Source organism: Pseudoalteromonas luteoviolacea, from assembly GCF_001750165.1.
Lineage (GTDB): Bacteria > Pseudomonadota > Gammaproteobacteria > Enterobacterales > Alteromonadaceae > Pseudoalteromonas > Pseudoalteromonas luteoviolacea_G.
Genome location: NZ_CP015412.1, coordinates 107,555 through 133,540 on the forward strand (window position 1 = coordinate 107,555; position 25,986 = coordinate 133,540).

At 41.4% G+C, this 25,986-nt stretch carries 23 protein-coding genes; 9 read left to right on the top strand and 14 right to left on the bottom strand.

Features of this window, described 5'->3' with window-relative positions; genetic code table 11:
• Nucleotides 1-133: 133 nt before the first annotated feature.
• The 4 genes from S4054249_RS21225 (at nt 134) to S4054249_RS21245 (ending at nt 4,517) form a co-directional block, all read left to right on the top strand.
• Nucleotides 134-2,206: a S9 family peptidase gene (locus tag S4054249_RS21225; RefSeq protein WP_052961063.1), complete on the top strand. Its 2,073-nt coding sequence runs from the start codon at nt 134-136 to the stop codon at nt 2,204-2,206.
• Nucleotides 2,207-2,765: 559 nt separating this feature from the next.
• The gene (locus tag S4054249_RS21235; protein ID WP_046357379.1) at nt 2,766-3,128 is read left to right on the top strand and encodes a DoxX-like family protein; all 363 of its coding nucleotides are present in this window, start codon (nt 2,766-2,768) and stop codon (nt 3,126-3,128) included.
• A 246-nt stretch (nt 3,129-3,374) separates the two neighbouring features.
• Entirely contained in the window at nt 3,375-3,779 is a 405-nt protein-coding gene (locus tag S4054249_RS26830; RefSeq protein WP_046357380.1) for a DUF4177 domain-containing protein, read from the top strand.
• A gap of 345 nt (nt 3,780-4,124) precedes the next feature.
• On the top strand, nt 4,125-4,517 hold the full coding sequence (locus tag S4054249_RS21245; protein ID WP_046357381.1) for a hypothetical protein: 393 nt from the start codon (nt 4,125-4,127) through the stop codon (nt 4,515-4,517).
• A 105-nt stretch (nt 4,518-4,622) separates the two neighbouring features.
• On the opposite strand, the gene S4054249_RS21250 is transcribed toward S4054249_RS21245, so the two are convergent.
• The 3 genes from S4054249_RS21250 to S4054249_RS26710 form a co-directional block, all read right to left on the bottom strand.
• Nucleotides 4,623-6,284 carry a tannase/feruloyl esterase family alpha/beta hydrolase gene (locus tag S4054249_RS21250; protein ID WP_230851929.1) on the bottom strand — a complete coding sequence of 554 codons (1,662 nt, stop codon included), beginning with the start codon at nt 6,282-6,284 and terminating at the stop codon, nt 4,623-4,625.
• A 150-nt stretch (nt 6,285-6,434) separates the two neighbouring features.
• Nucleotides 6,435-9,668: a sensor histidine kinase gene (locus S4054249_RS21255; RefSeq protein ID WP_145925107.1), complete on the bottom strand. Its 3,234-nt coding sequence runs from the start codon at nt 9,666-9,668 to the stop codon at nt 6,435-6,437.
• A 738-nt stretch (nt 9,669-10,406) separates the two neighbouring features.
• Nucleotides 10,407-10,988 carry a GGDEF domain-containing protein gene (locus tag S4054249_RS26710; RefSeq protein ID WP_235611281.1) on the bottom strand — a complete coding sequence of 194 codons (582 nt, stop codon included), beginning with the start codon at nt 10,986-10,988 and terminating at the stop codon, nt 10,407-10,409.
• Between the two features lie 28 nt (nt 10,989-11,016).
• Here S4054249_RS26710 and S4054249_RS26715 point away from each other — a divergent pair, with 28 nt between their 5' ends.
• Nucleotides 11,017-11,268, top strand: coding sequence for a hypothetical protein (locus tag S4054249_RS26715; RefSeq protein WP_046357384.1), 252 nt, complete (start codon nt 11,017-11,019; stop codon nt 11,266-11,268).
• A gap of 379 nt (nt 11,269-11,647) precedes the next feature.
• Here the strand turns inward: S4054249_RS26715 and S4054249_RS21270 are convergent, their stop codons facing one another.
• The 3 genes from S4054249_RS21270 to S4054249_RS21280 form a co-directional block, all read right to left on the bottom strand.
• Complete coding sequence (locus S4054249_RS21270) at nt 11,648-11,881, bottom strand: hypothetical protein (RefSeq protein WP_046357385.1); 234 nt, start codon at nt 11,879-11,881, stop codon at nt 11,648-11,650.
• Between the two features lie 159 nt (nt 11,882-12,040).
• Entirely contained in the window at nt 12,041-12,676 is a 636-nt protein-coding gene (locus tag S4054249_RS21275) for a hypothetical protein (RefSeq protein ID WP_052961065.1), read from the bottom strand.
• A 101-nt stretch (nt 12,677-12,777) separates the two neighbouring features.
• Nucleotides 12,778-13,203 carry a GNAT family N-acetyltransferase gene (locus tag S4054249_RS21280; RefSeq protein WP_046357386.1) on the bottom strand — a complete coding sequence of 142 codons (426 nt, stop codon included), beginning with the start codon at nt 13,201-13,203 and terminating at the stop codon, nt 12,778-12,780.
• A 286-nt stretch (nt 13,204-13,489) separates the two neighbouring features.
• On the opposite strand from S4054249_RS21280, the gene S4054249_RS21285 reads away from it, so the two are divergent.
• Nucleotides 13,490-15,430, top strand: a complete 1,941-nt coding sequence (locus S4054249_RS21285) for a RecQ family ATP-dependent DNA helicase (RefSeq protein ID WP_046357387.1) — start codon at nt 13,490-13,492, stop codon at nt 15,428-15,430.
• 71 nt (nt 15,431-15,501) lie between these two features.
• On the opposite strand, the gene S4054249_RS21290 is transcribed toward S4054249_RS21285, so the two are convergent.
• The 3 genes from S4054249_RS21290 to S4054249_RS21300 all read right to left on the bottom strand — a co-directional run bounded on the left by S4054249_RS21290 (nt 15,502) and on the right by S4054249_RS21300 (nt 19,676).
• Entirely contained in the window at nt 15,502-17,517 is a 2,016-nt protein-coding gene (locus S4054249_RS21290) for a TonB-dependent receptor domain-containing protein (protein WP_046357388.1), read from the bottom strand.
• Between the two features lie 139 nt (nt 17,518-17,656).
• Nucleotides 17,657-18,994, bottom strand: a complete 1,338-nt coding sequence (locus S4054249_RS21295) for a HAMP domain-containing sensor histidine kinase (protein ID WP_046357389.1) — start codon at nt 18,992-18,994, stop codon at nt 17,657-17,659.
• On the bottom strand, nt 18,981-19,676 hold the full coding sequence (locus S4054249_RS21300; RefSeq protein ID WP_039610219.1) for a response regulator transcription factor: 696 nt from the start codon (nt 19,674-19,676) through the stop codon (nt 18,981-18,983). The genes S4054249_RS21295 and S4054249_RS21300 overlap by 14 nt, the downstream gene beginning before the upstream one ends.
• 241 nt (nt 19,677-19,917) lie before the next feature.
• Between S4054249_RS21300 and S4054249_RS21305 the strand changes: the two genes are divergently transcribed.
• Entirely contained in the window at nt 19,918-21,024 is a 1,107-nt protein-coding gene (locus S4054249_RS21305; protein ID WP_046357390.1) for an SGNH/GDSL hydrolase family protein, read from the top strand.
• A 476-nt stretch (nt 21,025-21,500) separates the two neighbouring features.
• Here S4054249_RS21305 and S4054249_RS21310 read toward each other — a convergent pair whose 3' ends face one another.
• Entirely contained in the window at nt 21,501-22,106 is a 606-nt protein-coding gene (locus S4054249_RS21310) for a hypothetical protein (RefSeq protein ID WP_046357391.1), read from the bottom strand.
• Nucleotides 22,107-22,233: 127 nt separating this feature from the next.
• On the bottom strand, nt 22,234-22,563 hold the full coding sequence (locus tag S4054249_RS21315; RefSeq protein WP_046357392.1) for a helix-turn-helix domain-containing protein: 330 nt from the start codon (nt 22,561-22,563) through the stop codon (nt 22,234-22,236).
• Between the two features lie 165 nt (nt 22,564-22,728).
• Between S4054249_RS21315 and S4054249_RS27040 the strand changes: the two genes are divergently transcribed.
• On the top strand, nt 22,729-23,079 hold the full coding sequence (locus S4054249_RS27040; protein WP_052961066.1) for a helix-turn-helix transcriptional regulator: 351 nt from the start codon (nt 22,729-22,731) through the stop codon (nt 23,077-23,079).
• Between the two features lie 240 nt (nt 23,080-23,319).
• Here the strand turns inward: S4054249_RS27040 and S4054249_RS21330 are convergent, their stop codons facing one another.
• Both S4054249_RS21330 and S4054249_RS21335 read right to left on the bottom strand, forming a co-directional pair.
• Nucleotides 23,320-23,775: an NfeD family protein gene (locus tag S4054249_RS21330; RefSeq protein WP_046357394.1), complete on the bottom strand. Its 456-nt coding sequence runs from the start codon at nt 23,773-23,775 to the stop codon at nt 23,320-23,322.
• A 3-nt stretch (nt 23,776-23,778) separates the two neighbouring features.
• Nucleotides 23,779-24,732, bottom strand: a complete 954-nt coding sequence (locus S4054249_RS21335) for an SPFH domain-containing protein (protein ID WP_046357395.1) — start codon at nt 24,730-24,732, stop codon at nt 23,779-23,781.
• 148 nt (nt 24,733-24,880) lie between these two features.
• Here S4054249_RS21335 and S4054249_RS21340 point away from each other — a divergent pair, with 148 nt between their 5' ends.
• Nucleotides 24,881-25,501 (top strand): class I SAM-dependent methyltransferase, encoded by a 621-nt coding sequence (locus S4054249_RS21340; RefSeq protein WP_046357396.1) that lies wholly within the window; start codon nt 24,881-24,883, stop codon nt 25,499-25,501.
• Nucleotides 25,502-25,532: 31 nt separating this feature from the next.
• Here S4054249_RS21340 and nudB read toward each other — a convergent pair whose 3' ends face one another.
• Nucleotides 25,533-25,973 (bottom strand): dihydroneopterin triphosphate diphosphatase, encoded by a 441-nt coding sequence (gene nudB, locus S4054249_RS21345; protein WP_052961067.1) that lies wholly within the window; start codon nt 25,971-25,973, stop codon nt 25,533-25,535.
• Nucleotides 25,974-25,986 lie beyond the last annotated feature (13 nt).

The window sequence follows — 25,986 nt, forward strand, 5'->3', positions numbered from 1 at the left end:
TCCGTATTCAGCCCTGCTTCTTGTGATGAACTGTATCACACATAAATTTATTTCTGAAAAAAAACAAAAAATTATTGTTTTACAATAATTTTATTTCATGTAATGATGTTTTCAAGTTACCAAGGAGAATCAAATGGAGAACCAAATAATGAATAAGAACCTATCTGCATTTAAATCGGTCGTTATCAGTGCCGCTATCGGCTCAAGTATTTTATTAACAGGGTGCCAATTTACCAATACGCTGGACAGCGCCAAGGCGATACAAACTCAGCAAGTCACAGAGTTGGTAGAGCTAGAAAGTTTATTCAGCCAAGATCAGATCAATAAGGTATCTCTATCAAACGATGGAAAGTGGGTAGCCTTTATGCAAATGAATAACGGCGGTCAAAATATTTTTGTATTACGTCAGGGCGAACAATTAGAGAATGCAGTTGCACTCACTGATTTTTCTGACGGGGTCGACGGTTTTGTCTGGTCGGCAAATAGTAATGAAATACTGTTTAACAAAGATTTTGAGGGAAATGAGAACGACCAAATTTTTACTTTGCGTTTTTCTCCAAAGCAGACGAAGTTAGCACCTGTTATTAAACGATTAACTCACAGAGATGATGTTGATTACATGCTTGTCGAGCAGGTAAAGAATGACTCTAATAAAATAGCGGTATTGGCCAATCACAATAGCAGCCAATTGGACCTATTCCATATTGATATCAACACGCAAGCAATCACCTTGATGCAAGATAATGATATTTCATTTTTTACTGCCCAATTGGATGATGACGGCTATGCTGCTGTTGCCGCTAAATTAAACTCCGACAACTCTGTCACAGTATACAAACGTTTTGGTGATGGTTGGAAAGAAGTGTTTCAATCTGAAGTGGGCGAAAATGTCAGTGTGATCAGTTACGATAGTGACAGTAATAAGGCCTTTATTTCTGGCAGTATTCAGGGCCGGGATAAAGAGGAATTATTGGAGCTAGACTTAACGACTCACAAACTAAAAACCGCACATAAAGACCCTGAAAATCAATCTGATTTATATCAGGTAATATTTGATAAAGTGGGTAAGCCGATGATTGTTTCGTATTATGGTGGTCGATTGCGCAATTATACTTTGAGCAATAGCACTGCCACAACAATGCGAAAAATAGAAGCACAGCTCAGTGGCGACTATGATTTGTTAGTCGAAAAGATTGAGCATGATAAAGGGCAGTGGTATCTCAAAGTATCATATGCTGATAGGCCTGACGAAAAGTTTGTGTATAACACCAACTCGGGCACATTGACTGATTTGTTGAACCAAGCACCAAGTTTTAACCCCGATTTATTGGGGGACAGAAGTTCGATAACTTATACCGCCGCAGATGGTGTTCAAATCCAAGCATATCTAACTTTACCAAAACAAATAAAGCAAAATTTGCCTACGATTATCCTGCCACACGGAGGCCCATGGGCTCGAGACGAATGGGGGTATTCAAGTAATTACTTTGTGCCTGTCGCCCACTTTTTTGCAAACCGTGGTTATGCTGTTTTACAACCAAACTTTAGAAGCTCGACAGGTTTTGGCAAACAGTTTATCGAACTAGGTAATAAAAATTGGGGTACTGGCACTATGCAGCAAGACTTAACCGATGGCGTTAATTACCTTGTTGAAATGGGTATTGCGGATAAACAGCGTGTAGGGATCATGGGCGCTTCTTACGGTGGGTATGCCGCTTTAGCTGGCGCGACTTTTACACCCGATGTATACAGTGCAGTGATTTCATATGTTGGGCCTTCTAGCCTTACGGCGATGGTTGAGTCTTTCCCTGCGCATTTTAGACCTTATATGGGCACTGTTTTTGCGGGTGTTGGAGATCCTTTAATTGAGGAGGACAGAGTAGATATGGAGTCACGCTCTCCCATTAATTATGTTGACAAAATAAAGACACCAATCATGTTAATTCAAGGTGCAAATGACCCGAGGATCCCACAATATCAATCAGATACGATTGCTAAAAAGCTATTTGAAACTGACAGAGCTGTTGAGTATATCCTAGCGAAAGATGAAGGGCATGGTTTTAGGTCACAAGATAATAAGTTAGCTTCAATTATTGCGATGGAGGCCTTTTTTGCGAAGCACTTGGGAGGAATGCAATCATCGAAAGTTAATCCAAAAATTAAAGACCATCTAACTTCATTGACGGTAGATGTAAGTAAGCTCTAACTACTTATCTCTAACTATGATAATGCGCACTAGATAGTGCGCTTTTTACTCAAAATACTTTATTTTCTCCTAAGTGAATCGAGAGCAGGGCGCAGGATAGTAGGCTTCGTTTTGGCTGCTACTGAGGAGAACAAGGTTATACTTGATGACAGTAACGAGTATAAAATGTGTTTTATTAATTTCTATGTTTTAACTTTTTTCTTTAGCTTGTTTATGAGAAATGGGCGAGCTATAAAACCTGAGGGATAGGGTTTGCAATGGCCTTAAACCCAAAAGAATATAGTTCTTATGCAATTGATAGGCGCTAGAAGAGGCTCCGTAGGCTGCATGTGATGTCATTACCGCTTGGTTATTTAATGAAATAAAACTAAGAAAAAACGCGATTTTGGAGTCTTCACAATATGGGGTACTCGTCTTAAGAGTATCGACTTTCATGACAAATATTTTTTATCGTGTTTTGAAATTAATCTCATTTGATATAATCCCATTATTATATATCAGTTAAATAAAAAATTTATTGGAATTAATAATTTTACACCGTGTTACTTGAGGAGCCGCTTTGCCTACCATTCAAATTGCTCGATATGTTATATACCACGGTATATTTCCGAAGTTAGTTCACGTTGCACCACTGGAACGCCTGATGGTTTCTAGCGCAGGTTTTTCAGAAGAGATGTCAATGATGATTACTCGTGCGGCTGGGGTAGGCGAGGTGTTATTTGGTTTGGTGTTTTTCTTTCTCTATAAGAGTAAAGTTATCAATGTACTCAATATACTTGGTTTAATAGGCTTGCTCATCGCAGTTTGTGTGCTGCAGCCTCAATTGTTAATTGAAGCATTTAATCCGGTTACGACCAATATACCACTTATTGCTTTTAGCTATATCTTACTGAAAGAAAGTGCGGCTCTTAAGAAACCCTAGTGGATTTGAGTCCTTTTAGCTTGCATTGCGCTAGAACACAGAGGCAGTCCAAGCTAAAGTTCTGATTGTCATTAATTTGTAGATGAATAATTATAAGTATAACTTTCAATGAGTTGAGTCTAGAATATAAATGAATACAAGCAATGCTGTCGTATTAATGTCGTAAAACAGCCGGTAAACTTGCGTAACAGCATATGAGCCTATACTAGATAATAAAACCTCAGAGAATTAACGGTCATAAAAAATATGAAAATAAATGCTGAATTAGTGCTTAGTGAAAGACAAGAAAAAGCATGGTCTCAAGATGAATTAGCCATTGCTTCTGGGCTTAATCTAAGAACGGTGCAAAGGATCGAATCAGAAGGTACAGCATCGTTACAATCAAAAAAAGCGATTGCATCAGCATTAGAGTTGGATATTAGCGAGTTAGACTATGAGGAGCCAAGGATAATGACAAAGTATGAATATAAAACATTAGAACTGCCATTCAAATTTGGCATTTTTAAACAGGGCACACCAGATATTGACGAAGCGTTGAATGAAGAGGGTAAGAACGGGTGGCGCTTAAAGCAAATGGTTTTACCGGCCTCATCTAATATGGGGCAGTCCGAAAAAATGATCGCAATTTTGGAGCGTGAGTTAATTGAATAAACGCTATCACAAGCCTTGTCTTTAGTAATTTTGATATTAATGTAATAAAATTAATGGTATTGAGCTTGTCAGTACCATTGCATTTGCAAGGTTTACTCGTAGTTACAAGCACCGTTATTGCATCAAAAATCAACACGTATAGGGCAACTTTAGCTTCCAGAAAGACTGAATTAGGTCATGTTGAATTTCTCTCCATATCAAGTACAAAAAACGTGCATTATTTAGTAATTGCTAATAATATGTGTGCGCTCCGCTCATAGGGTAACTTTTTCTAGGTGTATTCATCTAGCCAGAACAAACAGAGAGAATGGTTTTAATGGCAGAAAATAAATATGGAGACGTAGTATGATACAAAAAATAGCAGGTTGGGCATTGATTATATCTGGGGTCGTTGGGTTGGGGCTGACTGGGTATTTCTTCTTTAAAGCTATGGAGCTGAACTTACTATTAGTTTTCTTGTTTGGTGTCTCGGTTTTGCCTATTGTATCAGGTATATACACGCTTAAAAATCAACGTTGGGCATTATGGGTTGGTTTGCTTTATTTCTTAATACAAGTGATACGTATCGAGACATCTGGTTTTTCTTGGTCATTCGAAAGCCCTATTTCATTTTACATTGCGCTGACCCATGAGCATACGCATATTGGCTTCAACTTATTTGCGGCAATCATGTTGGTTATATTTATTAAGCTGCTTCGCGCTAAGTCGAGTGAGGTAAATACTGAGCAAAGCTTTTGATAAGTGAATGAAGCCAAAGTCATTCAATACTTTGTGTCTTAGTATGTTTACTGAATAGATTAATTGAGGAGCAAGGATACAGGTGTATCAATGCTCCTATTTAAATTAAGGTGTCAGAAAACCTGGATTATAGCTCGACGCTTTTGCAGGATTGCCTTTGCCATCATAAACAGCTTGCAGTGGGTAAGGGTAGACTGGCTGCTCTCTTACTACAGTGCCCTGTGTATTTTCCTTTTGCGTTAGCAGGCTATCTGGTGCAACACCACCAATTATCCAAGCTTCCAAAGCGCTGATGGCATCGAAAGTGGCATTGCCCGGTCCATCTATACCACAGTGGATAACACCGGGTAGTAAAAAGAGGCGCGCAAAGTCTCTGACTTCGTGATCATGACTCTGCATAAAAGCATCGACATTTTCATACCAATCAATTGTCGCATAGGCGGGGATCGCAGCATCAGCCCAGCCATGTAACACGATCATTTTACCACCACTTTCTTTGAACTCGCGTAAATCAGGATCATCAGCATCGATCAGTTGACTCACTTCTTGTAAGTTATCTTTTTCATCTTGGTAAGAAAAATCTCGCCAATCATAGTCCACATCAAGGGCTTCTGGGTAAGCGATATACTTTAGATACTCTGTAGCGGCATAATAGGCAAAAGGTTTTAACTGTTTAAGTAGTGGTGTTACCCAGCCAACCCATTCAGGCTCTGAGCCATAGGGTAATCCGCCATAAATCACTTCACCATGGACATTTTTAGACGGAGCGTAAAGGGCCTTTACAGCGTCGACCTGTTGGGCAGACAAGCACTCAGAGACTTGCCCAGCTGCACAGGCAAGTGTTTGTGGGTCAAAATCACAGAGTTTGGGATCGTTTATGACACCGTCTATTACCCCATCTTTGTGGTCACATGCGGTCATCACGGCACTGGCAATCATTGGGATATCATTCGAAGATAAAATCGGTTCATTTCTGTCATTGAGCACTGCAAGTGCATTATCCATGCAGTTAATAAGATTTACATCGGTGTAATTTACTGTGGGGCCTCTGGCAATCACACCATCGAAGTCATTGGGATATCGTTTTGCGGCCATCACACCTGCGTGTCCACCTTTGGAGCAGCCGGTAATAAATGAATATTGAGGCTGTGAGTGGTAAAACTTTTCAATGATTGCTTTGGCGGCAACGGCAACGACATGGTTTGCGCGATACGCAAAGTCTATTTTGAGCTGTTCATTGTTTCGTGCCCATTTGCCATCAAACCCATATGCAGTATGACCTCCGTCATGGCTCATTGTGGCGTAGTGCCTCACAATGCCCGCCATTGGCGGATATGGACTAACATCACCACAAAAGCCCATGCAGGCATTGAGCAAATACTTTTGATTCCAAAGTGCTCGGCTCGGTAGACGCAGTTCAAAACGTATTGTTGGTGCAACATAGCCGCGAACAAGGCAATGATCAGGTAAGCTCGTTTGCGATTTAGGGATTGGTGCACCCATGAGTCTGCTGTGTTTATATGCCCACTCTGACTCCGTGGCACTCATTGTATATCCTTTTACGAAACTGGATTCAATGACATTTGTAGCGGCCTCTCCACGCTCGAGTTTAGAGAAGTCATCAAACCTAAGTGACATACATGCTCGCTCTTCAGCACTGAGTTGCTGATCTGCCGGAGTTGCCATTGCGACATTTGAAAAACCACAATAGCCTGCAAAGGCCAGTGACCAAATTGATTTACCCTTCTTGATAGTTTTTATCGACATACCCATTTATCTCCTTTTTGGTATTGCAATTGATAACCATTATCAATTAAATCTATTGTCTTGTATTCGCTTTAGAAACTCAAGAGGGGGCGCTTTATTATTGAATAATTAGCGAGCACGGAGATGCTTGTATGAATTGTAGAGTTGTCGTTATTTTGAGTTTAAAGTGCTCAAGGTAATGGTCATATTAACGCCCCCCAGCTCACTATGTGTGGCGGAAATACTGCCTCCATGGCGGGTGATTAAATCTTGGCAAATAGCGAGACCAAGCCCAGTCCCCCCTTTATAAAGAGATTTATTTTTTTCACTTTGATACATTCGCTGAAATATCGTTATGAGCTCAGAGCTTGATACGCCAGGCGCACTGTCTTGAATTGAGATCACAAGCTGTCCAAGTTTTAAATAGGCGTTTAACTCTATCGTTGCGGGGGGAGCGCTATATCGGAGACTGTTAGATAGCAAATTAGAGAGTACCTGTGTAAGGCGGTCGATATCTGCATAGATCTTTGTTGTTATAGGCACTTTTATATTGAAATTAAACTGTACATTTGGTCTCTGTGCCACCCTTGTTTGAGCATCTTGACACCAAGCTGTGAGCCAAGGTTTAACTGCCATATCTTTACAGTTTAGCGCTCGTTCTTCTAGTTCGCTCACTGCCAGTTGTTCAATGTCACTAACAAGCTGATTAATATCTCCAATCCGTCTGTGTAGCAGCTCGTAAGTTTTTTCACTGTCGTCTAATAAGTTGTACTCCAAACCTTCAATGGACATTTTCAATACACTTAATGGGGTGCGGATCTCATGAGAAACTTCGGCAAGTAGCTGCTTTTTCCGTGCCAGTAACGCTTCGGAAAACTCTGCACGATCTTTGATTCTTTGTTGTGTTGCTAAAATCTTAAATCGCCACTTCATAGCTTGATACATAAACATGAGTAAAAGGGCTAGCATCAACGCATATGCCCACTTGGTTTGCCACCACGGCGCTAACAATTGGAAGGAGTAGCTCACAGGGTCACCAAACTTATCTTGCGAACTGGCTCTGACCTGAAACTCATATTCGCCAGGAGATAAGTGATTATAAGTGATCTCGCTTGAGATGGACGGCTCGCTCCAAATTTCACTGCTGCCAAGTAAGCGAGTTTGATACATGGCTCTTTCTGGAGAAGACCAATCATTATGAGTGAACTTGAATAAAATTTGCAACGTGTCTGGTGAAAACAGAGTAGCGTTATTTTTTGACTCGGTCGATGGGTATTTGTATTCCCCATCTTTATCTAAGGAAGCTATTTCGAGTAACTGCGTGCTTAGACTCGGCTCAATTTCTAAGTAGTCTGGCTTGAAGTAAGTTAGACCGCTGCCTGAACCCCAATAGAATATATCATCAAGCATGGCTGCTGTGTTGAGGGTGGCATCTACCGCCAAATAACCATTATTGTAAACAAAAGCGTCTAATTTGAGTGTACTGTCTGGATCGAAGAGTTGTTTTGTGAGGAGCCGATTATTACCTCGCTCTGTGCCTATCCATAAATACCCTTGTTGGTATTTAAGTCCAAGTACTATATTACTACTGAGCCCTTCCTGAGTGCTGATATGGCGTCCGACCCATTGTTCGCCTGTTGCTTTCAGGGCTAAAACGCCTGTTCTGGTTCCCAAAAACACAGTACCGTTTTCATCTTGTTCTATGCTGTATGCCCAATTACTGGGCAATCCACCTGACTCAGTAAATCTATAAACGGTGTTATTTTCCACAAAAAACGTACCATCACCGTTGGTGACGAACCATACACGCTCAGTATGATCAATAAAGACATCAATGATATATTGGCGCTTTGACACCTCTAGTAGCTGTAATTGATTGTCGCAACTACGATAAAGCCCTTGGTGTGTTGCCATATATAAGCAGCCGTTGGGAACGGGGACGATTTGATGAATTATATCTGCCGATAGTCCTTGTTCACGCCAAATATGTATACTGCTGTGCTCGCCTAAAACGGTTATCCCTTGGCGACTCCCCAACCAAACTCGACCTTGCTGATCTTGAGCGATGCTGTGTATGTAATGATTATAGATAGGCTCAATGGGTTCAAGCCATTCATTGTTTTCAAGTATTTGCACGCCGGTACCATATTGGCCTAACCACAACTGTTCATTAATGTTGGCTAATGCACTGACACGCTCATTAAGCAAACCGCTGCGTCTGGTAAGCAACTTAAATCCAGATTCTTTTATTCGATTCACACCTCCACCGTATGTCGATATCCAGATATTGCCCTGAGAGTCTTTCATGATATTACGTATGTGCTTGTCACTCAGTCCATTTTGCTTATTGAAATTTTGTGCACGTTGATGACTGACCTTGAAAACACCTTGGCTGTCGTCACCCAGCCAGAGCGTATTTTGCTCGCTATCAAAAAACATAGCTGTGATATTCGGTGTATTTATCCCGCTCAAAACTGCCGTAGACTGTGTTGACTTATTGAGGTGGCATACTTCGCCTGAACGAAGAGAAAAATACACATGTTCCGGTGTGCTCGTTACTGCATTTGTGGGTCCCAAACAAGTACTTTCAAATTGAAATTGCGCTAATTTTCTCCGAGATAACTGAAATAGGCCGGAATTTGTGGCAATCCATAGGGTATCTCCGTCTGCCTCTAAGTCATTAATCAATTTAAAGGGTATGCGAGGAGAGATTTGCTCAAGGGCATTCTCTTTAAATCGATATAACGCATTATTGCTTGAGAAAAAGAGCGTTTCATCAATGATTGCGACATGGTCTACTTTGCCAGCAAATGATTTGCTGGCAATTTTTAAGGTATGAAACTTTTGCCCATCAAAAATATTAAGTCCATTGTCTGTGGCGAGTATTAATTTTCCTGACGCTGAGGTTTCAATATCCCACACTCGATTGTTGTTTAAGCCATGGCTTTCATTGAAACACCTGAAATGATCACCAATGTACTGACAGAGCCCTTCACCATTGGTCGCCAGCCATAACATGCCGGCATTGTCTTGTACTGTTTTATAAACCGCGCCAGTTGGCAACCCTTGTCGTGTTGAAAAGTGACGTATATCTGATAATGAATCAAGTTCATATTGAGCGGGTTTGATTTGTGTCCAACGAGGTGCGCTGGTGGTGTTTTCGACGGTGTCAAAAGAAGCAGTCAATGAATCCTGAGTAAAAGGAGATGATTGAAAGGCAAAGAGGCCTAGATCTGTCCACGAGATAGCATCAGGCTTGTCTAAGTCTATTTGATTAGATTTTTTAAGAACTGGGCTGCCTTCGGGCAAGGTGAGTGTTGATGTATCGAGCCACGTAGCCGTTTGGTATTTTTCTGCACTAAGGCTGTAAACCGCATTATGCGGTGAAGCATTGTGTGAAGCCACAAAACAGGCTGTTATCGCGCATAGTAAGCAAATGATGTGTCGATACAAAAATATACTTCCTAAAGAGTGTTTTTATATGGCCATTAATGAGTGATAAGCTCTTTTTTTAAATATGTAAGCTGATACATCTTGAGCTTATTGTTACCGTTGAGGCCAATTTACAATTTGAATTTTAGTAAAGCTAATTCAGATACATGGCAATCCTCTGAAAGTAAGATTATATTATCACATTCGATGGATAAGGGAATTAGAAAGTACTGAGAATAAGAGGAAGGGAGTTTGCGTAATATGATGTCGTTAACGCTTTGAAAGTGGGTCAATGGACGGGGAGTTAAACGAGCATGATAGTATTTCATCCACAGTGTTCGATTTACTCATATGTCTGATAAAACAATCACGGTTATTGCAGTGAGTTTTAAGCTTTCTTTTGTTTAGTGAGTGCCAATTATCAGAATTGAGCAAAGAGGCCGATGTGTTTGGCAGTCTACAACAGTGAGTACCAAAGTGCATTGTTAAAGTGTCAAAAATACTGCCAGCTTAGCCATCATTTAGAGTGTCACAAGCAGTATTTCTGGTAGGTTAATGTAATATCTTTTTCTTTGTCTAGGGCGATAATAGTGACAAAACCTGTTACTTGCTTTGCATATCAGAGGGAGCAGGCTGGCTTTTTAATTGGCCTCGTAACCAGTTTGAAATCATAAGGCTTAATGAATAAAAATAAACGCGAGAAAAAATGCCTTAATTTTCTTTTTGCTGAGATTTCCTCTGGGCTTTGTTTTCATAGAGGGCTTGATCTGCTTTCTCTAATAGCTGTTCAATCGCGGTATTGGCTGTAATCTCACAGACACCAAAGCTCATTCCCAACGCGACACTTTCCACTGACAATTGAGACGGCACCAAGTTTTGGATACGTGCAATGAAGCTGTTTGCTGTTTGAGCATCCATACCTGGTATAAGAAGCATAAATTCATCCCCGCCGAGTCGAAATAACTTGTCATTTTTACGTGTATATTGGCTGATCAGTTTAACGAAGTTAACGAGCATTTCATCTCCAATACCATGACCCAGCTTATCGTTTAATGTTTTAAAGTTATCTAAGTCAATCATGATGATTGAGCAAGTTTGTCCATATCTGGTGACACGTTCTGACTCGAGTTCAATATTTTCTATCAGCGTACGTCGGTTAAGTGCACCAGTTAGTGGGTCTTGTGTTGCGACGCTTTCAGCGGCATGAATTGCTTCATTATAGGTTCTTACAATCACGGCTGTCAGGAGCAAAACAAGTCCTGACGACATGGCAGATCTCAAGGCAATTTCCATATGCAAACTGATAAAGTTGAGGTAGGTAATGACAGCCCAGCAGCATGAAGTTGTGAAACAGGCCATTTTGAAAGGAAAAACCATAAAAACCCCAACTAAAAAAGCGGGTAGCCAAATTACAGCAATGATGGGGGATTGGAATGAAAAGTATATGAGTGTACTACCTAAGACTGCGCTCAAAACGAGGCATTTTAATACACTGAGCCGCCCTTGTAGCAGCCTTACAGATGTAAAAAGCAAGGCGACAATCACGATAACAACGGCGATTGCTAACCCATAATTATTGTTTATTGCGTAATGAATTGGGTAATAAAGCAAAAATGCAGCCGTTACGATAAGTAAGTAAGCAGCGTAGGTTGGATATCGATTAATGAGAATTGGCTGTGCTTTGGTCAAGGCACCAAAGCGTTCTTTTAACTTAAGAATAAGAATACCTTCAACAAAATTATGATGTAGCGCTGTGTATAAGTGTAAAGCACTATTTTAAATCATCAACATTGTCCCTGTTTTATCAAGTTTATTGCGTGCTTTGTGCACGATTCACTGGGTTCAGTATGAATGAAAATAGGGTGAGGCGTGGTCAGGTAATCGAAATTTGTAAAGCACACAGCACTTTATGTGGCGCTCAATACAATGTGCTTGTAATGAATTAGCCGAGATTAATTATAATGTCTCTGCGAGATGAGTTTATAGTAGCCAACGGTGACAGCAATATCTGCTGGGCATGTTACATGGCCCGGGAACTTTTTATAAAGGTAATCTGAAGCCCACGGTGCACCGGCAAATTTTTTATACCCGCACTGAGTGTATTGCTCTGCGGCTTCTGCATTAAAGCTAGGTGAAGCGATTAAGGTCATCAATACTGCTATGATAACAGTAGCTAGTTTTCTCATTTTTAACTTCTTTTCATTTTATTGATTTACGCGTGTTTAAATTTTGATCAGTTATAGGTTGTAGTCTACTGATAGCGCTATCAATTTTGTTGGGCGCTAAAACTTGTCTGCATATCACAACGATTAATCCTTACCAGAGCTAAATTAAAGCGTTGATTATTATAAAGACTCAGCTAGTTTTGCTTCACTGTTGGGCTGTTTACGCCATGAAAACTGACCTTTGTATGACTGGCACTCAAGGGTTGTGTTAGATGCTTCTGCCAAGTAAATTTGATTAGTGGGAGATGCTGGGTAGCTAAAGTAATCACTGCATTTTGCACTTTGCCCTGGGCCTACTACGACATGCGTACCGACTTTTATTTTGCAACTGACAAGCATATCTAAAGGGGAGTAACTCGGGCAGATCACATTGTCTCGTCGATATTGAGAGATAGAACCTCGAGGTTTGTCGAAGGTCCACCACTTTCCAAGTTTAGACCCCCTATACTCACTATTCCATGCACGCCATATGGTGATCTCTTGGGTAGTGACGAACACTTGCCCCTTGCATAAGCCACCCAGTTGCTGCGGCATGACCACGCCTGATGGGAGCTTTTCATCTTGTAGGGGCACAAGCCCTGTATGCTGCTCTACCTTGCCAATACAGTCATTATTTGCCGTTTCAAGCGCGCTTGACTCGCTCGTTAAACTGGTTGTATTACAGCCAAAAAGAAGTAAAAAGCTGGAAGGTATCGTAAGTTTCCCTAATTTTTTTATAGTTGATTTGTATCGAGGTTGTTGATTTGGCAAAGACATTTTATTGGCTCCCTGTGCTTTTCATATCGACAGTGTAATGTGTATTGATAACAATGTATCTTTCACTGCATTACACGTGCATTTATTAGGTCAAACAGGGTTTAGCGTTTACTAAATACACTCTGTTGTTTTGCTTGGGTAAAGCCGAGTCGGTTATAAAATTCATGAGTTTCAACACGCTTGCTATTACACCTAACTCTAAGCTCTAGATTAAGCTGTTGGGCATATTGATAAGCTTGTCCAACAAGCAATTTACCTACCCCTTGTTTCCTGACTTTTGTATCAACGACTAAACCGCCTATTTCATAAAACATATCAGAGGCTAGTCGGTGCGCTTTAAACCCGTGAAGCCACCCAGCAATGTGCCCATTTACCTCACATACCCAAACATCATCATTGGTTGATTCAAGTAAATAGGCCAGCCGCTGCTGAGCTTCGTCAGAGGTCGTATTTGAGTAGCCTAAAAAGCGTGAGAGTTCATTAATCTTATCAGCGTCAGTGATGGTTGCTTGGCGCACATATGCCATTAAATACTCCTTATAAAAACATGGGCTTTAATAATATGTGTTTGGATGTTTTGCGCACAAAAGAATATTCGATCGGAGCAGTACTGTTCAAATAGAAAGCGATAGATAGCACTCATTGTCTGCACGTAGTGCAAAATAAATGAAATTCGTCATATGTGAAGCAAAGGTGCCCTAATAGCTGGTATCATAAAATACATAATTTTCATGGGAGTGAATTAGCTAGTTTACCTGTTTGGCAAAGTAAGATGGCCAAGGCTTATGCTCACTCATCACAACGAGACACTCTATGTATCAAGCAGATATACACCAGACGCTAGAACAGTATTTTGGATTTAGTGCGTTTAGGGCTGGCCAAGCACAAACCATTGAGCAATTAATTGGTGGTCAGTCTAGCTTGGCCATATTTCCGACTGGTTCGGGGAAATCCTTGTGCTACCAGCTTACAGCTTTGCATTTACCCAACCTTACGTTAGTGGTTTCTCCGCTGCTTGCTTTGATGCAAGACCAAATCGAGTTTTTGAACAAAAAAGGGATCCCTGCTGCAAGTTTAGACTCGACACAAACTTATGAGCAATCACAGAGCGTCATGCAAGGGGTAAGAGATGGTCACATCAAAATTCTAATGGTCTCTGTTGAGCGTTTTAAAAATGAGCGTTTTCGGGGGTTCATAAAGCAAGTGCCAATCTCAATGTTGGTGGTCGATGAGGCGCACTGTATTTCAGAGTGGGGTCATAACTTTAGGCCTGATTATTTGAAGTTACCGCAAATTCGCAATGAGCTTAATATTCCTTTGGTCCTGCTATTAACGGCAACCGCAACTAAAAAAGTAAAACGAGATATGGCGCATCGATTCGCCATAGACGAACAGCATATTGTGCAAACGGGGTTTTATCGCGCCAATTTAGATTTGAGTATTCAGGCCTGCACCGAGAGAGAGAAGCTGCCGACGATTTTGTCGTTTTTAAGCCAGACACAGGACAGCGGTATTATTTATGTCACGTTGCAGCAAACGGCAGAAGAAGTTGCAAAACAGCTACAAGCAGCAGGGCAAGACGCAGTTGCCTACCATGCAGGATTAAAAGATGACGTAAGGCAGCAGATCCAACAGCAATTTATGCACAATGAAAAACGTATCATCGTAGCCACCATCGCGTTTGGTATGGGGATTGATAAGTCAGACATTCGCTTTGTTATTCATTATGATTTACCTAAGTCTATTGAAAACTATAGCCAAGAAATTGGCCGTGCAGGACGAGATGGACAGCCCTCAACCTGCATCACACTGGCAAATTTAGACGGGGTTTCAACCCTTGAGAACTTTGTGTATGCAGACACACCAGAGCTTGGCAATATTGAATCACTGCTTAATGAAATTCGCACGTCAATGTCGCAAGGGCTTTGGGAAATGCAAGAGCTGAGTGTGTCTAAGGCGACAAACATTCGCCTGCTCGCGCTAAAAACGGCGCTCGTACAACTGGAGTTGTTTGGTGTGCTCGAAGCCAAATACGCATTCTATGCTGACTTTCGCTTTAAATGGCTGCACACAGAAAACAAAGTGCTGAACTCCTTCGACGCAAATCGCCAAGCGTTTATTCAGCAGATCGTGTCAAATACCGACTTTAAAAAAGTGTGGGGGACGGTTGATATGGCCGCTTTGGTCAATCAAGGGGTGGAGCGCGGCCGCGTTGTGGCTGCATTGGATTATTTGCATGAGCAGGGCATGATCTTGCTTGAATCTAAGCGCATGATGCAAGTCTACCAAGTGGATGAGACTGCTTTGAACGCCCCGGAGCTCGCTAAAAAATTAAGTGATTATTTTTCTGATAAAGAGCTTGGGGAAGTAAAGCGTATCGCAGCCATGTTGCGCTTTTTTGAGTTGCAAAACTGTTTGTCTAATAATCTCGCCAGATACTTTGATGATCAGCAAGTACCACAAAGCTGCGGGCATTGCAGTGTTTGTCGAGGAAGCTCTGCGCAACTGCAATTTAGTCAAGAGCCGCTTTTTCCAGATGATCAGCAATTGAGAGACGACATCAATGGGTTGAAAAATTACCTCACTCAGGCTGGTATTGAAGCGACAGCCGCAGTACTGGTGCGTTTTTTAACTGGCATGACAACGCCGATGTCGACGGCCAATAAGTTTAGGCAAAGATCTGGTTTTGGTAGTTGCAGCGCTTTGAGATATAAGCAGGTTGAAGGCAAGCTTTCTCAACTTGGGCTGGTTTAGGCTTGGCTACAATTGTTTTGTAAGAAAAAAGAGGCCTTATGGGCCCCTTTGTTCAGCTGACTAGAATTTTATTATAATTGCCATGTGATGGTGGCACGAATATCACGGCCAGGCTCTGCAACACCCGTATCAATTGGGCCAATAGCGGCGTAGGTTGCGTGGTCGTAGTAGAACTTATCAAAGATGTTCTTGATGGCGATATCTAGCTTCACATTTTCGTCGTTTGTGATGTACCAAGTCGCTTTTAAGTCATGTACACCATATCCTACTTTTTCAGGCAGTTCTGTGTTATCCCAAACATAGGTGCCAGAATCATCCAGTCGCTTAACTAAGCGCGCTTGCCAAGCCAGTTCAAGTGAGTCTGTCAGTGTGTAATCTGCACCTAACGTCAGTGTATCACCGACAGAGGTACCGATTGACCAATCTTGGTCCGAAATCGCGGAGCCAGCCAGTGCCGGGTTAACGTGCGTTTTCCATTCAGGGCGGCTGCTGTTGAATGCCAAAGACACAGAGGCACGGTCGAAGCTGTAACGCGCATTGATGTTTAAGCCTCTGTTTTCTAAATCACCGACATTGCTTAGGAAGTTTGCAGGTTGGCTTTCGATGTTTTTCGCAGTAGACACGGCGTCATCAATGGTCGACATATACACATCAGCTTGGACGACGAGGTTGTCACCCAGGTACTTGAAGCCTACTTCGATGTTTTCAGCCACTTCTTTACGTAGGTTTTCATCGTTGTCATAGTAGCCAAGTACAAATAACTCTTTTACTTTTTGACCACGTACAGCTTTAGCATACCCTGTGTTTACTGATAGCTCAGGTGTTAGTTCATAAGTAAGGTTTAGGTTTGGACTAAAGCCACTAGAGTCAAAGTCAAAGCCGTTATCATCGGTGAGTTCATATTTATCGTATCTCACACCCGTACTGATCTGGAATTGATCCGTTACTTGGAAATAATCTTGGATATATAAACCTAATACTTTGCCCTCTTCTACACCTGATAGCTCGTAGTTAGAGCCGATATCTTCCAAAATTGCCTCATCACTTCGGTAGTCGAAACCTGCAACAATTTTGTGCGTTTCGAAAAGCGCCGTATTTTTTAGATCAAATCCTTGTGAGTCGTACTCGGCAAAATACGTGTTTTGGACAACAACGCCCGCTCTATTCTCACCTTCAGGATGAGCATGTGTGATAGAGTTCTTCGTTTGATATGCAGAAAAAGCGATATCAATGAGGTCATCTTGTGGCGCATAAAAGTAGTTTAATGTACTTGTAGTTCGCTCACTTTTTTGTGGCAGTGCAAAGTTTTTACGGCTTGGGTGCCAGTGAGCGCGAAGTAAACGTGTGCCGTCATCATGGCGGACATCATGGCTTAAGCTAAACGATTGTGTGCTGGTTAAGTCACCACTGATTTTCGCAAATCCGACTTCTTGTTCTGATTGCGAGTAAGGGATCTCGTCGCCATTACCGTCTTCCATGTTTTCAGTGTCACGTTTGATAAGTGACACAAGTGCGTCTATGTCATCAGTTACACGGCCATATAGTGTCGAGCTTGCTTTAAAGCCCTCGCTATTGCCGTAATAGCCTAACTTGAATAATGCGCCAAATTGTTCATCTGGGGCAAGTAAGTCTGAAGCACTTTTGGTTTTAAATCTCAGTGCGCCACCAAGTGCACCTGACCCTGAAGTTGCATCACCCGCACCAGCGACAACATCAACTTGCTTTAACAGCTCAGGCTCAATAGATAAACGACCTTGGTGGTGAAATAAGTAGCCAGCTTGTAATGCGCCGTCAATACTGACATTAAGCATGGTGTCTTCAAGACCACGCACGTAAATTTTCTGTGCGACTGGGTTTGAGCCACCCACAGACACTTGTGGTAAAGATCTAAAAATGTCAGATAAGTCGTTGGCTTGTAACTGGGTCAGATCAGTTTGGTCAATGATCATATCGGCGTCAGAGACCTTTCCATGAACTTCGATGATTTCAATCTTTTGCTGTTGATTGTCTGCCAAAGTAGCGGGAGACGCGAAGGTTGCTGCAGCGACAGCAAGAGCGATAGATGTGCGAGAAAAACCAAACTGCATTGGTGTGTTCCTTTATCTTAAATGAAAATGGTTATCAATACGCGTGTATTATTCATGGTTTTGTCCCAAAACAAAGCACTTTTACAACTGTTACATTTACAGTGACAATTGGGCTGGAGTAGTGACTAAAAAACCGGCGTTAAAGTTCTATGACGATACACAGGCCTGAATCTAAATTGTTTTGCGCATGAATATGCCCGTTGAGTCGTTCCATTTGGCGTTTGCATAGAGCAAGCCCTAAACCGAATGAATCGCTATCGGGCTGCGTATGTGAATAGCCATGGCTGCGATAGAAGGGTTTGAAAATATCTGTCAGTTCACTGTCTGACACGCCAGGTCCATCATCAATGATTTGAATGGTGGTGTTGTTGAGGGTCACTAAGATGCGACTCTCTGCAAAGCGGCTGGCATTTCTCAAAACATTCTCAATGACTTGGCCAAGCACTCTGGCATCACTATTGAGTGTTTTGGAGTCGGGCAGCTCGAGGTTAATCTGCAAATGAGGGGCTTCGAACTTCACTTCTTCAGCAATACAGTCAATTAAGTCGACCAAATCAAAAGGGGTGTTTTCCGTATCTGTTTGTGGACAGAAGCGTTCATTTTCGAGCCAAGTGAGTGTTAGGGTGTTTTCGGCAAGCTCTCGCATGGTATGGGTATTTTTGGTCACGCGATTGAGCATATCTTGTTGGTCTAATCCTGATTTATGGCACTCCAGCGCGGTTTCAATGCGGGCTATCGGTGTGCGAATTTCATGAGAAAAATCAGCAATAAACTGCCTTTGTGCGCGAATGGTGTTGGCGGTGCAGTTGGCCATTTTGTCAAAGGTGGCTGCAATTTGCTTAAACTCGGCATCACGACTAGAGATTTTGTCGCCAATACGGCTGTCTAAGTCTCCATCTGCAAAGGCGCGGGTACTTTGCTCAAGTTGCTTGAGCGGCTTCATTATGGCGCGATATAACAGCCAGCAAATGCCGGTTAAAACTAAAAAGGGCACACAAAATTGCAGTAAAATATAGGCAATATGCCAATAATTACCTGGGCGCATGTGGCTTGGTAACTGGATCAAAAAGTGGGTTTTGTCATCTGCAAACGGAATGTCCATGACAGGGTTACGAGCAAAGTATAAGTGGATTTTCCATCTTACATCCCGACCAAGGGTAAACTCGTCTAGGTAGTACTGCTGAAGCTGCGTGCCTGCCAGTGGCGTCAATTCGCGTTGTACCACCGCAGCCCAAGTACCATGGCTTTGTTCTATGTTTTTTACATAGGTACTGAGCGCAGCCATGTCACCAGCCAAATACAGTTGCTCAGCTTGTTTACCCAGTTTGATAAGTTCTTGCTGATGCTCGACTTTTATTTTACTCATTCGAAACTCAGTGTGATTGACCAAGTAGTCAATCACGGCAAAGAGCAAAATAGAGCCTGCAATGACTAACGCACACAGGCGTAAAAAGTAAGAAGCCCTAAGATTGAACATGCAAACGATACCCTTTGCCATGCACTGTGGTGATAGACTCTGGGCTGAGCCCAACTGCAACGAGCTTTTTACGCAAGCGGCTCAGGTGCATATCTAAACTGCGGTCATATCGGCTGAATTGACGCTCCAGTACACTTTGATATAAAAACGCTTTACTGAGTGTCTCTTTATGGTTGTGTGCTAACTGCCATAACAATTTAAATTGAATGGCGGTGATGTCTAGCGGCTCTGTGTTATACGCAGCAAGCTGTTTTTGTCTGTCTAAATGTAGGTCAGACAGGGTAATTTCAAAAGGCGTTTGTGCTTGTGTATGGCTAGCATGAACACGCCTTAAAATGGCTTCAATGCGCAGAACTAGCTCATCCAAATTAAAGGGCTTAGATAAATAGTCATCCGCTCCCAAGCTTAAGCCTTTTATACGCTCTTGCTCAGCACCACAGGCGGATAAAATCAAGACAGGCGTGTGTTTTATTTTTCTTAACTGGGCCAAAATTTCATAGCCTTCCATACTCGGCAAGCGAATGTCTAAGATAATGAGGTCGTAATCCACCGCGAGTGCTTGGCTAAGCCCTTGTTCTCCATCATGAAGACAGTCGACCTGATAGCCTCGGTTATTTAGTAGGGCGCATACTTGCTGGTTGAGAGTAATGTCGTCTTCTACGACTAAAATACGGTTGTTCACAGATCTGTGTCTTCTAAAATGAGAATGATTGTATTTTAAGATTATTGCGCTTGTGCATACAATAGTGACTAGGTCGAATTGTGAACAGATGTTTGCTGTATGAGTTTTTTTCAAATGAAATAGGCTGTATTTGAGGGTGGTACTTAATGCGTGACTAATTTGGCGGGCACTGTGTGTATTGCACGATGATATGTGATGTTGAAATACAGTCTCGGATACAAACTAAATTAAGGAATGACACATGTTAAGGTTAATATCTATCAAGTTATCACTGTTGGTGGCTTTTCTCAGTTGCAGTAGCGTATTGTTGTCCAGCACTGCGTCTGCAAAAAGTTATCAAGCGACGCACCATGCCATTGTTTACGAAGGGCGAGTCAGCAAGCATTACAGCAAAGGTCAGGTTGAGTTTAACTGGCCGGGCACGCAACTCAAAACCAAGTTAGTCGGTAAATCACTGAAGGTGACGTTGGCAGGGTATGGCGACCAGTTTGATGTGCTGGTGGACGGTAAACTACATAAAAAAATTGTGACCAATGCAAATGGCAATTTTGAAGAGCATGTTGTTTTTACACAGCAAGAAACCAAAATGGTCGAGATTGAAATCGTCAAACGCTGGGAAAACTACGGTAACAATACCAAAATACTGAGCTTTTCAACGGATGGCCGTTTAGAAGGAATTTGGCAGCAACAACCGCATATTTTATTTGTTGGTGACTCTATCAGTGCTGGTTTTGGCAGTGAATCAACTAAACGTCAGTGTTCTTGGCAGGAGATAGTCGATAGTAGCAATGCCAGAGTGGCTTTTCCTTATTTGACAGCCGCTATGCTTGACGCCAGCTTCACACAAGTTTCTTATTCAGGGCTGGGCTTAATTCGCAATTGGAGCGGTAACGACCCACACCATGACCTGCGTACTTATTTAGACAAAGCCTCTGCGGTATTTGGCGATAATAAAGCGTATGAAGATACACATCCAGATTTGGTTGTGATTGAGGTAGGCACGAACGATTTCAGTACAGATCCCCAACCTCACGAACCTTGGACAACCATTGAAGAAGTCAAAGCCGACTGGATCTCTACTATGGTCGAGTTCGTCAATACGGTACGTTATCGCTATCCGAATGCACCCATTATTTTTATGCCAAGACCAGCTTATCCCTATGATTTCATCATTCCTGCGACATTAGAGGCAAAAGCCAAGCTTGAAGAGCAAGGGGTTGATAAGTTGTACTCACATACTTTTTCATCGCCATTAGAGGGGTGTATTTGGCATCCGACTGAGGCTGAGCACACGGATATCGCGAATAAACTGTCTGCGTTTATCAATTCGAACGGATTGTTAGATTAAAGAGCATTTAAAGTCACTTTGTATAAGCCCGTCTGCAAAACTGTACATTGTAGATGGGCTTTTTGATTTAGGTATGCACAATAAAAAAGATGATTTTAAAACTATATAAAACGCATTGTTGGCGATTGAGCGTTTTGCTATTAAATAAAATAAAACGCCCACAATGAGTGGACGATGCATAGAAGGTTATTTTGCAGGGAAGTATTCGTCAATGCGTTGTTGTTTAGGGCCAGAGCCTCTGCCGTGGGTTATAAATGCACCGATGACCTGTGTGAGTCGCTATTTATCCTTAATTAGCTGTTTTTGCTGCTTTAGTTTTGTGTTTTGCATAGTCAGTCCTTCATACGTTTTTTAAGGCGCAAAAACTGCGCCTTGGTAGTGGATTATTTGGTAGGCTTAATATGAATTCATTCACTATTGAAATAACCGCCAGCTCGATAATAAAAAATAAGGGCTAATCGTGTTTTTAGTGAGCTTTATTCTTTTTCAACTGAGTGCTTCTCTTCAGAGCGGTGAGCATACACACTGGCAAACAAACAGGTAGCAGTTAAGCCAATTAAAATAGATTTGTAAAGTTCTATGTTGTAATACATATGTGTAATATCCCAAAGGTGCCTAACTTGCTCTTCCGGAAAGCCGAGTCTATCTAAATTACGTATGAAGTTTTCACCTAATGCATATATATCTACAAAGCATGTAAGCATAGACACATAGAATAAGCTGTTCGCCATATCAAATAATTTCGGCTCTTCTCTTAAAAAATAAACAGCTGACTTTCTGCAGTATATACAGACGAGCATACCAAATGTTAATGAGGTGGAAAAGTACCAAATATTTTCCGTAAAGCCTGTATACTGTCCGTATACAAAATTATTTAATACTAAAACTATGATAAGCTCAGCTATGGAAAAAATTAAAATATACAAAAGAAACACGTTTATTTTTGGTAAATGAGTTGTTTTAAAAAAAGCGAAAGCCAAGCACGCTATGTATATAATTGTTGTATAAATGGGTGTGGTCATGCTGTAAAGAATAAAACTAAGCGTGATAAAGAAAAGCATTAGCTTGGTAAATGGTTTCACTCAACCTCCTTGGAGTTCATTTTGAGTAACCGTTACTGGAGAATAGTCAATGGCTACGCTTTGCTGTCTAGGCCCAGAGCCTTTACCTGGGTTTCTTCTAGCACAAACCTGTTTGAGCTGACTTTTTTTATTGGTCAGGTGTTTGTGGTTTATTTTCATGTTTTTCATCAGAGGCCTCTAATTCGTATTTTTTTTCAATACAAGCGTTATTGTATTTTCCAGCAACGCCAGCCATGGAGGCTATAAAACCATACACATTTATTTTACATCCATTGTGTAATTTAGTTAATACACTTTGAGGAAACTCAGACGTCCCATTCAGATAGTTGTTCATTGTACTGCGTGATACACCCGCTTTTTTGCAGCCTTTTGAAACAGAGCCTTGTTTTGCAATGAGTTCTTTCCTTACAAAGTGCCTCAGCTTTTCCCCGAATTTAAACGGGTCAATTTCATCCATAACCTAAACACCAGATTAAAAGTTAAATGAATACTAACTTTCTGTATCTGTTTTATCAACAAGTGTTGGTGGTGGTAATTGTAATGAAGTTGTCCAGATTCTGGAACACGGCTTCTGTTAAATTGTGTGTACTCATTATTTTATAAGGTTTGGAAGGAAATCATCATGACCTTTGAATACGCTATTGAATCTAACTATACAACGACTAACTATACCACGAATAACTGTACTACGAAGAGAAGCTTTATACACAACAGGCCTGTTAGGCAGCTGCGTGTATCGCAGTTTAAAGCGAATATGCAAAAATCCATTCGTCGATTAAGGAAAAGTAAAAAATTAACGCAAAGGCAGCTTGGTAATATTCTAGGTGTTGATCAGGCAACCATCAGTAATTTTGAAAGTGGTAAAACGGTTATGACGTTAGATCTTGCCTATGAGCTTATTTTAGTTTTTGGTTGTGATTTTTATATTGAGTGTGATTTATCTGGGATTATGAGTTTACCTAAAGCCAGTTAGAAATATATTAAATGTTGTTTAAATTGAGCTGTGTAATATATTATAAAAAATAAGTGCTGAAGATAATTTATAGTCGATTTTATGTTGTGGCTTGGCAAATTGCTCAGCATTATATATTTTCGGAGTTAAATAACCCACGGTTTCAATACAACGCCTTGATGGCGATTGAGCGATTTGCTGTGAAATAAAAACGCCCACATTAAGTGGGCGATGTGTTTAGCGTTACTCTGTAGAGTCGTATTATTCAGTAGGTGCGACCCAGAGTACACCAACAGATTTTTCGACCACTTTAACCTGTACGCCTTTTTCGATTTCCGTTTTACTTTTCAATTGCCATTGAATACCAGAATATTGATAAAAGACGGGGCTTTCATTATTTAGGTCTTGCTCTAGCGTAAAGCTAATATCAGCAAAGTCACTGTCTACTTTTTTGCTATCTTGTTGCGACTGCATTGCTTTGAGTGGTTTCCATAACACACCAGCAAGCAAGGCTGTCAGTACGCCATTTATCCATGCAGCGTTTAATAAGCTTGGCTCAACGAGTCCAAAGTACATAAATACGCCGCTGGTAATGAGGGATAAACCCAAGAAAAACAGTACAAAGGTGGCAAACCCCAAGACGATTACCTCAATACAAAGGGCAACCAAGCCAAAGATGATCAGTGCTTGGGGTAGATTGTCAGTTATAAACGTCATAACTTACCCATTTTTCTTGCTATTTAATGTATTAATTATAGACATTCCCTGTGCAACGAGAGAACTGGCATCAGTGCCGTTGTCAGGGAGTAACACAACGGAAGACTCTTTTGCGATGGCTTCTTTCGCTGAGATTGCTTTGGTGGCTAAGTCAAGTTGAATGGCTTTTTGGCCTTCTTCTGTGTTGGCGGCCTCACCGACTTTTTTAAGTGCATCAGCTTGTGCTTCTGCAACGGCTATGATGGCTTTGGCTTCACCTTCTGCTTTGAGAATTTGCTCGGCTTTTTCAGCCTCTGCGGCGAGTACTTGCGCTTGTTTTTTACCCTCAGCAACATTGATTTCGGCTTGTCGGTCACCTTCAGATTCTAAAATTTGCGCACGCTTTACACGTTCAGCTTTCATTTGCGCTTCCATGGCTTCCATCACAGAATTTGGCGGCACAATATCTTTGATTTCATAACGAAGAACTTGAATACCCCATGGCTCGGAGGCTGCATTAATAGCAGTAACTATATTGGTATTGAGCATGTCACGTTCTTCAAACGTCTTGTCCAGCTCCATTTTACCTAACTCACTCCGCATGGTCGTTTGCGCTAATTGCGTCACCGCAAACACATAATCATCTACGCCATACGTTGCTTTGTATGGGTCAAGGACTCTGAAATAAAGTACCCCGTCTACCACAAGCGAGATGTTATCGCGGGTGATCGCTGATTGAGAAGGCACATCGGTCGCTTGTTCTTTTAAGCTTCTATCAGCTGCAACTTGATCGATAAAGGGGATAATAAAGTTTAAACCCGCTTCTTTGGTAGATTGGTATTTACCAAAACGCTCAATTACCCAAGCGCGGTTTTGAGGTACAAATTTAATTGAACCTTTCAGGATAAAAATAACAAAAATAAGCAGTACAGCTTCGATAGTAAATAAGAAATTTAATATCATTGTGATTGGATCCATAAGAAAACATTCCTTTTTATGCAATTGCTATAACAATAGCATGTTGTTGACTAGAGTTAAATTCAAGAGGCTTTTTGTCATTTTTTTGTTATACAGTTTACCTAACATTGATACTAAGAGTAGTTTTAACTTTAAGAGGCACAGATGAATGAGTGCGCAGTATTATGAGCAAAATGCATTAAAGCTAGCCAAGCTATATCAGTCAGACAACTTTGAGTCACTACATGCCAATTGGTTGGTCCATTTAATTCCATATTTACGAAAGCAAAAAGTACAGTTTTTGGATATCGGTGCGGGGGCTGGACGAGACGCTAAGTTCATCGTTGAGCAAAATCAAGAAGCGGAAGTGGTCGCTGTGGAGCCAGTTAGCTCGCTCAACAGGCTAGGGCAAGCCTATACAAGAGAGCTTCCTATTACATGGTTGAGGGATGAGCTACCTTGCCTATATGAGGTAAAAAAGCACTATGAGTCTTTTGATGCCATTTTAGTTAGCTCTGTTTTTAATTATTTAGATGATAGCGCTTGTGTACAAGCAATGTTAACAATCAGGCAGTTATTGAAACCTCAAGGCTTGTTCATTGTTAAACTCCGTCATTGTGAAGACGAGGCACACTTAACTCAACGTGGTTTAAGCAATATCGGTGCTGAAGTGCTTATTGCCATGGCAGAAAGTGCAGATCTCACTTTAGAGCTTTTGACTGATCTTGAGCCTGATGCACAAGGTAGAGCACATACAACTTGGCAGACTTTATTATTTAAGCCGACATAACACCTTGGGTTATATTGCGTCAGTACACAAACTAGATTGCGAGTATCTCTTTTTGGTTACTCGCAGACCACACTTTATCCGCCGCCTCTGGTTGGTTTAGCCAAACATAGTCTGTGTGCTCTTCCTCACATAAAGTGACTGTGACATCGTTAGGTACGCAGACACTAAACACATGCTCACAATTAATGAGCGCATTACTTTCATAGCGATAGCGCCATTGCGGCCTTATTTCATATTGATTGATGACTTCGTGGCATTTAATTTTTAGTCCTAGGGCGTGTGCATCAATACCCGTTTCTTCCTTGAGTTCTCTATAAGCCGTGGTTAAAGGCAGCTCTCCACGATCGACTCCTCCGGTTACAGATTGCCAAAAATCAGGGTCGTCTTTTCTTTGTAGAATTAAAAACTGTTTATCTTGATTGTATATCACGACGAGTACAGAAATGGGTTGGCGTAACATTATATTTTCCATGAAGATGTGTACC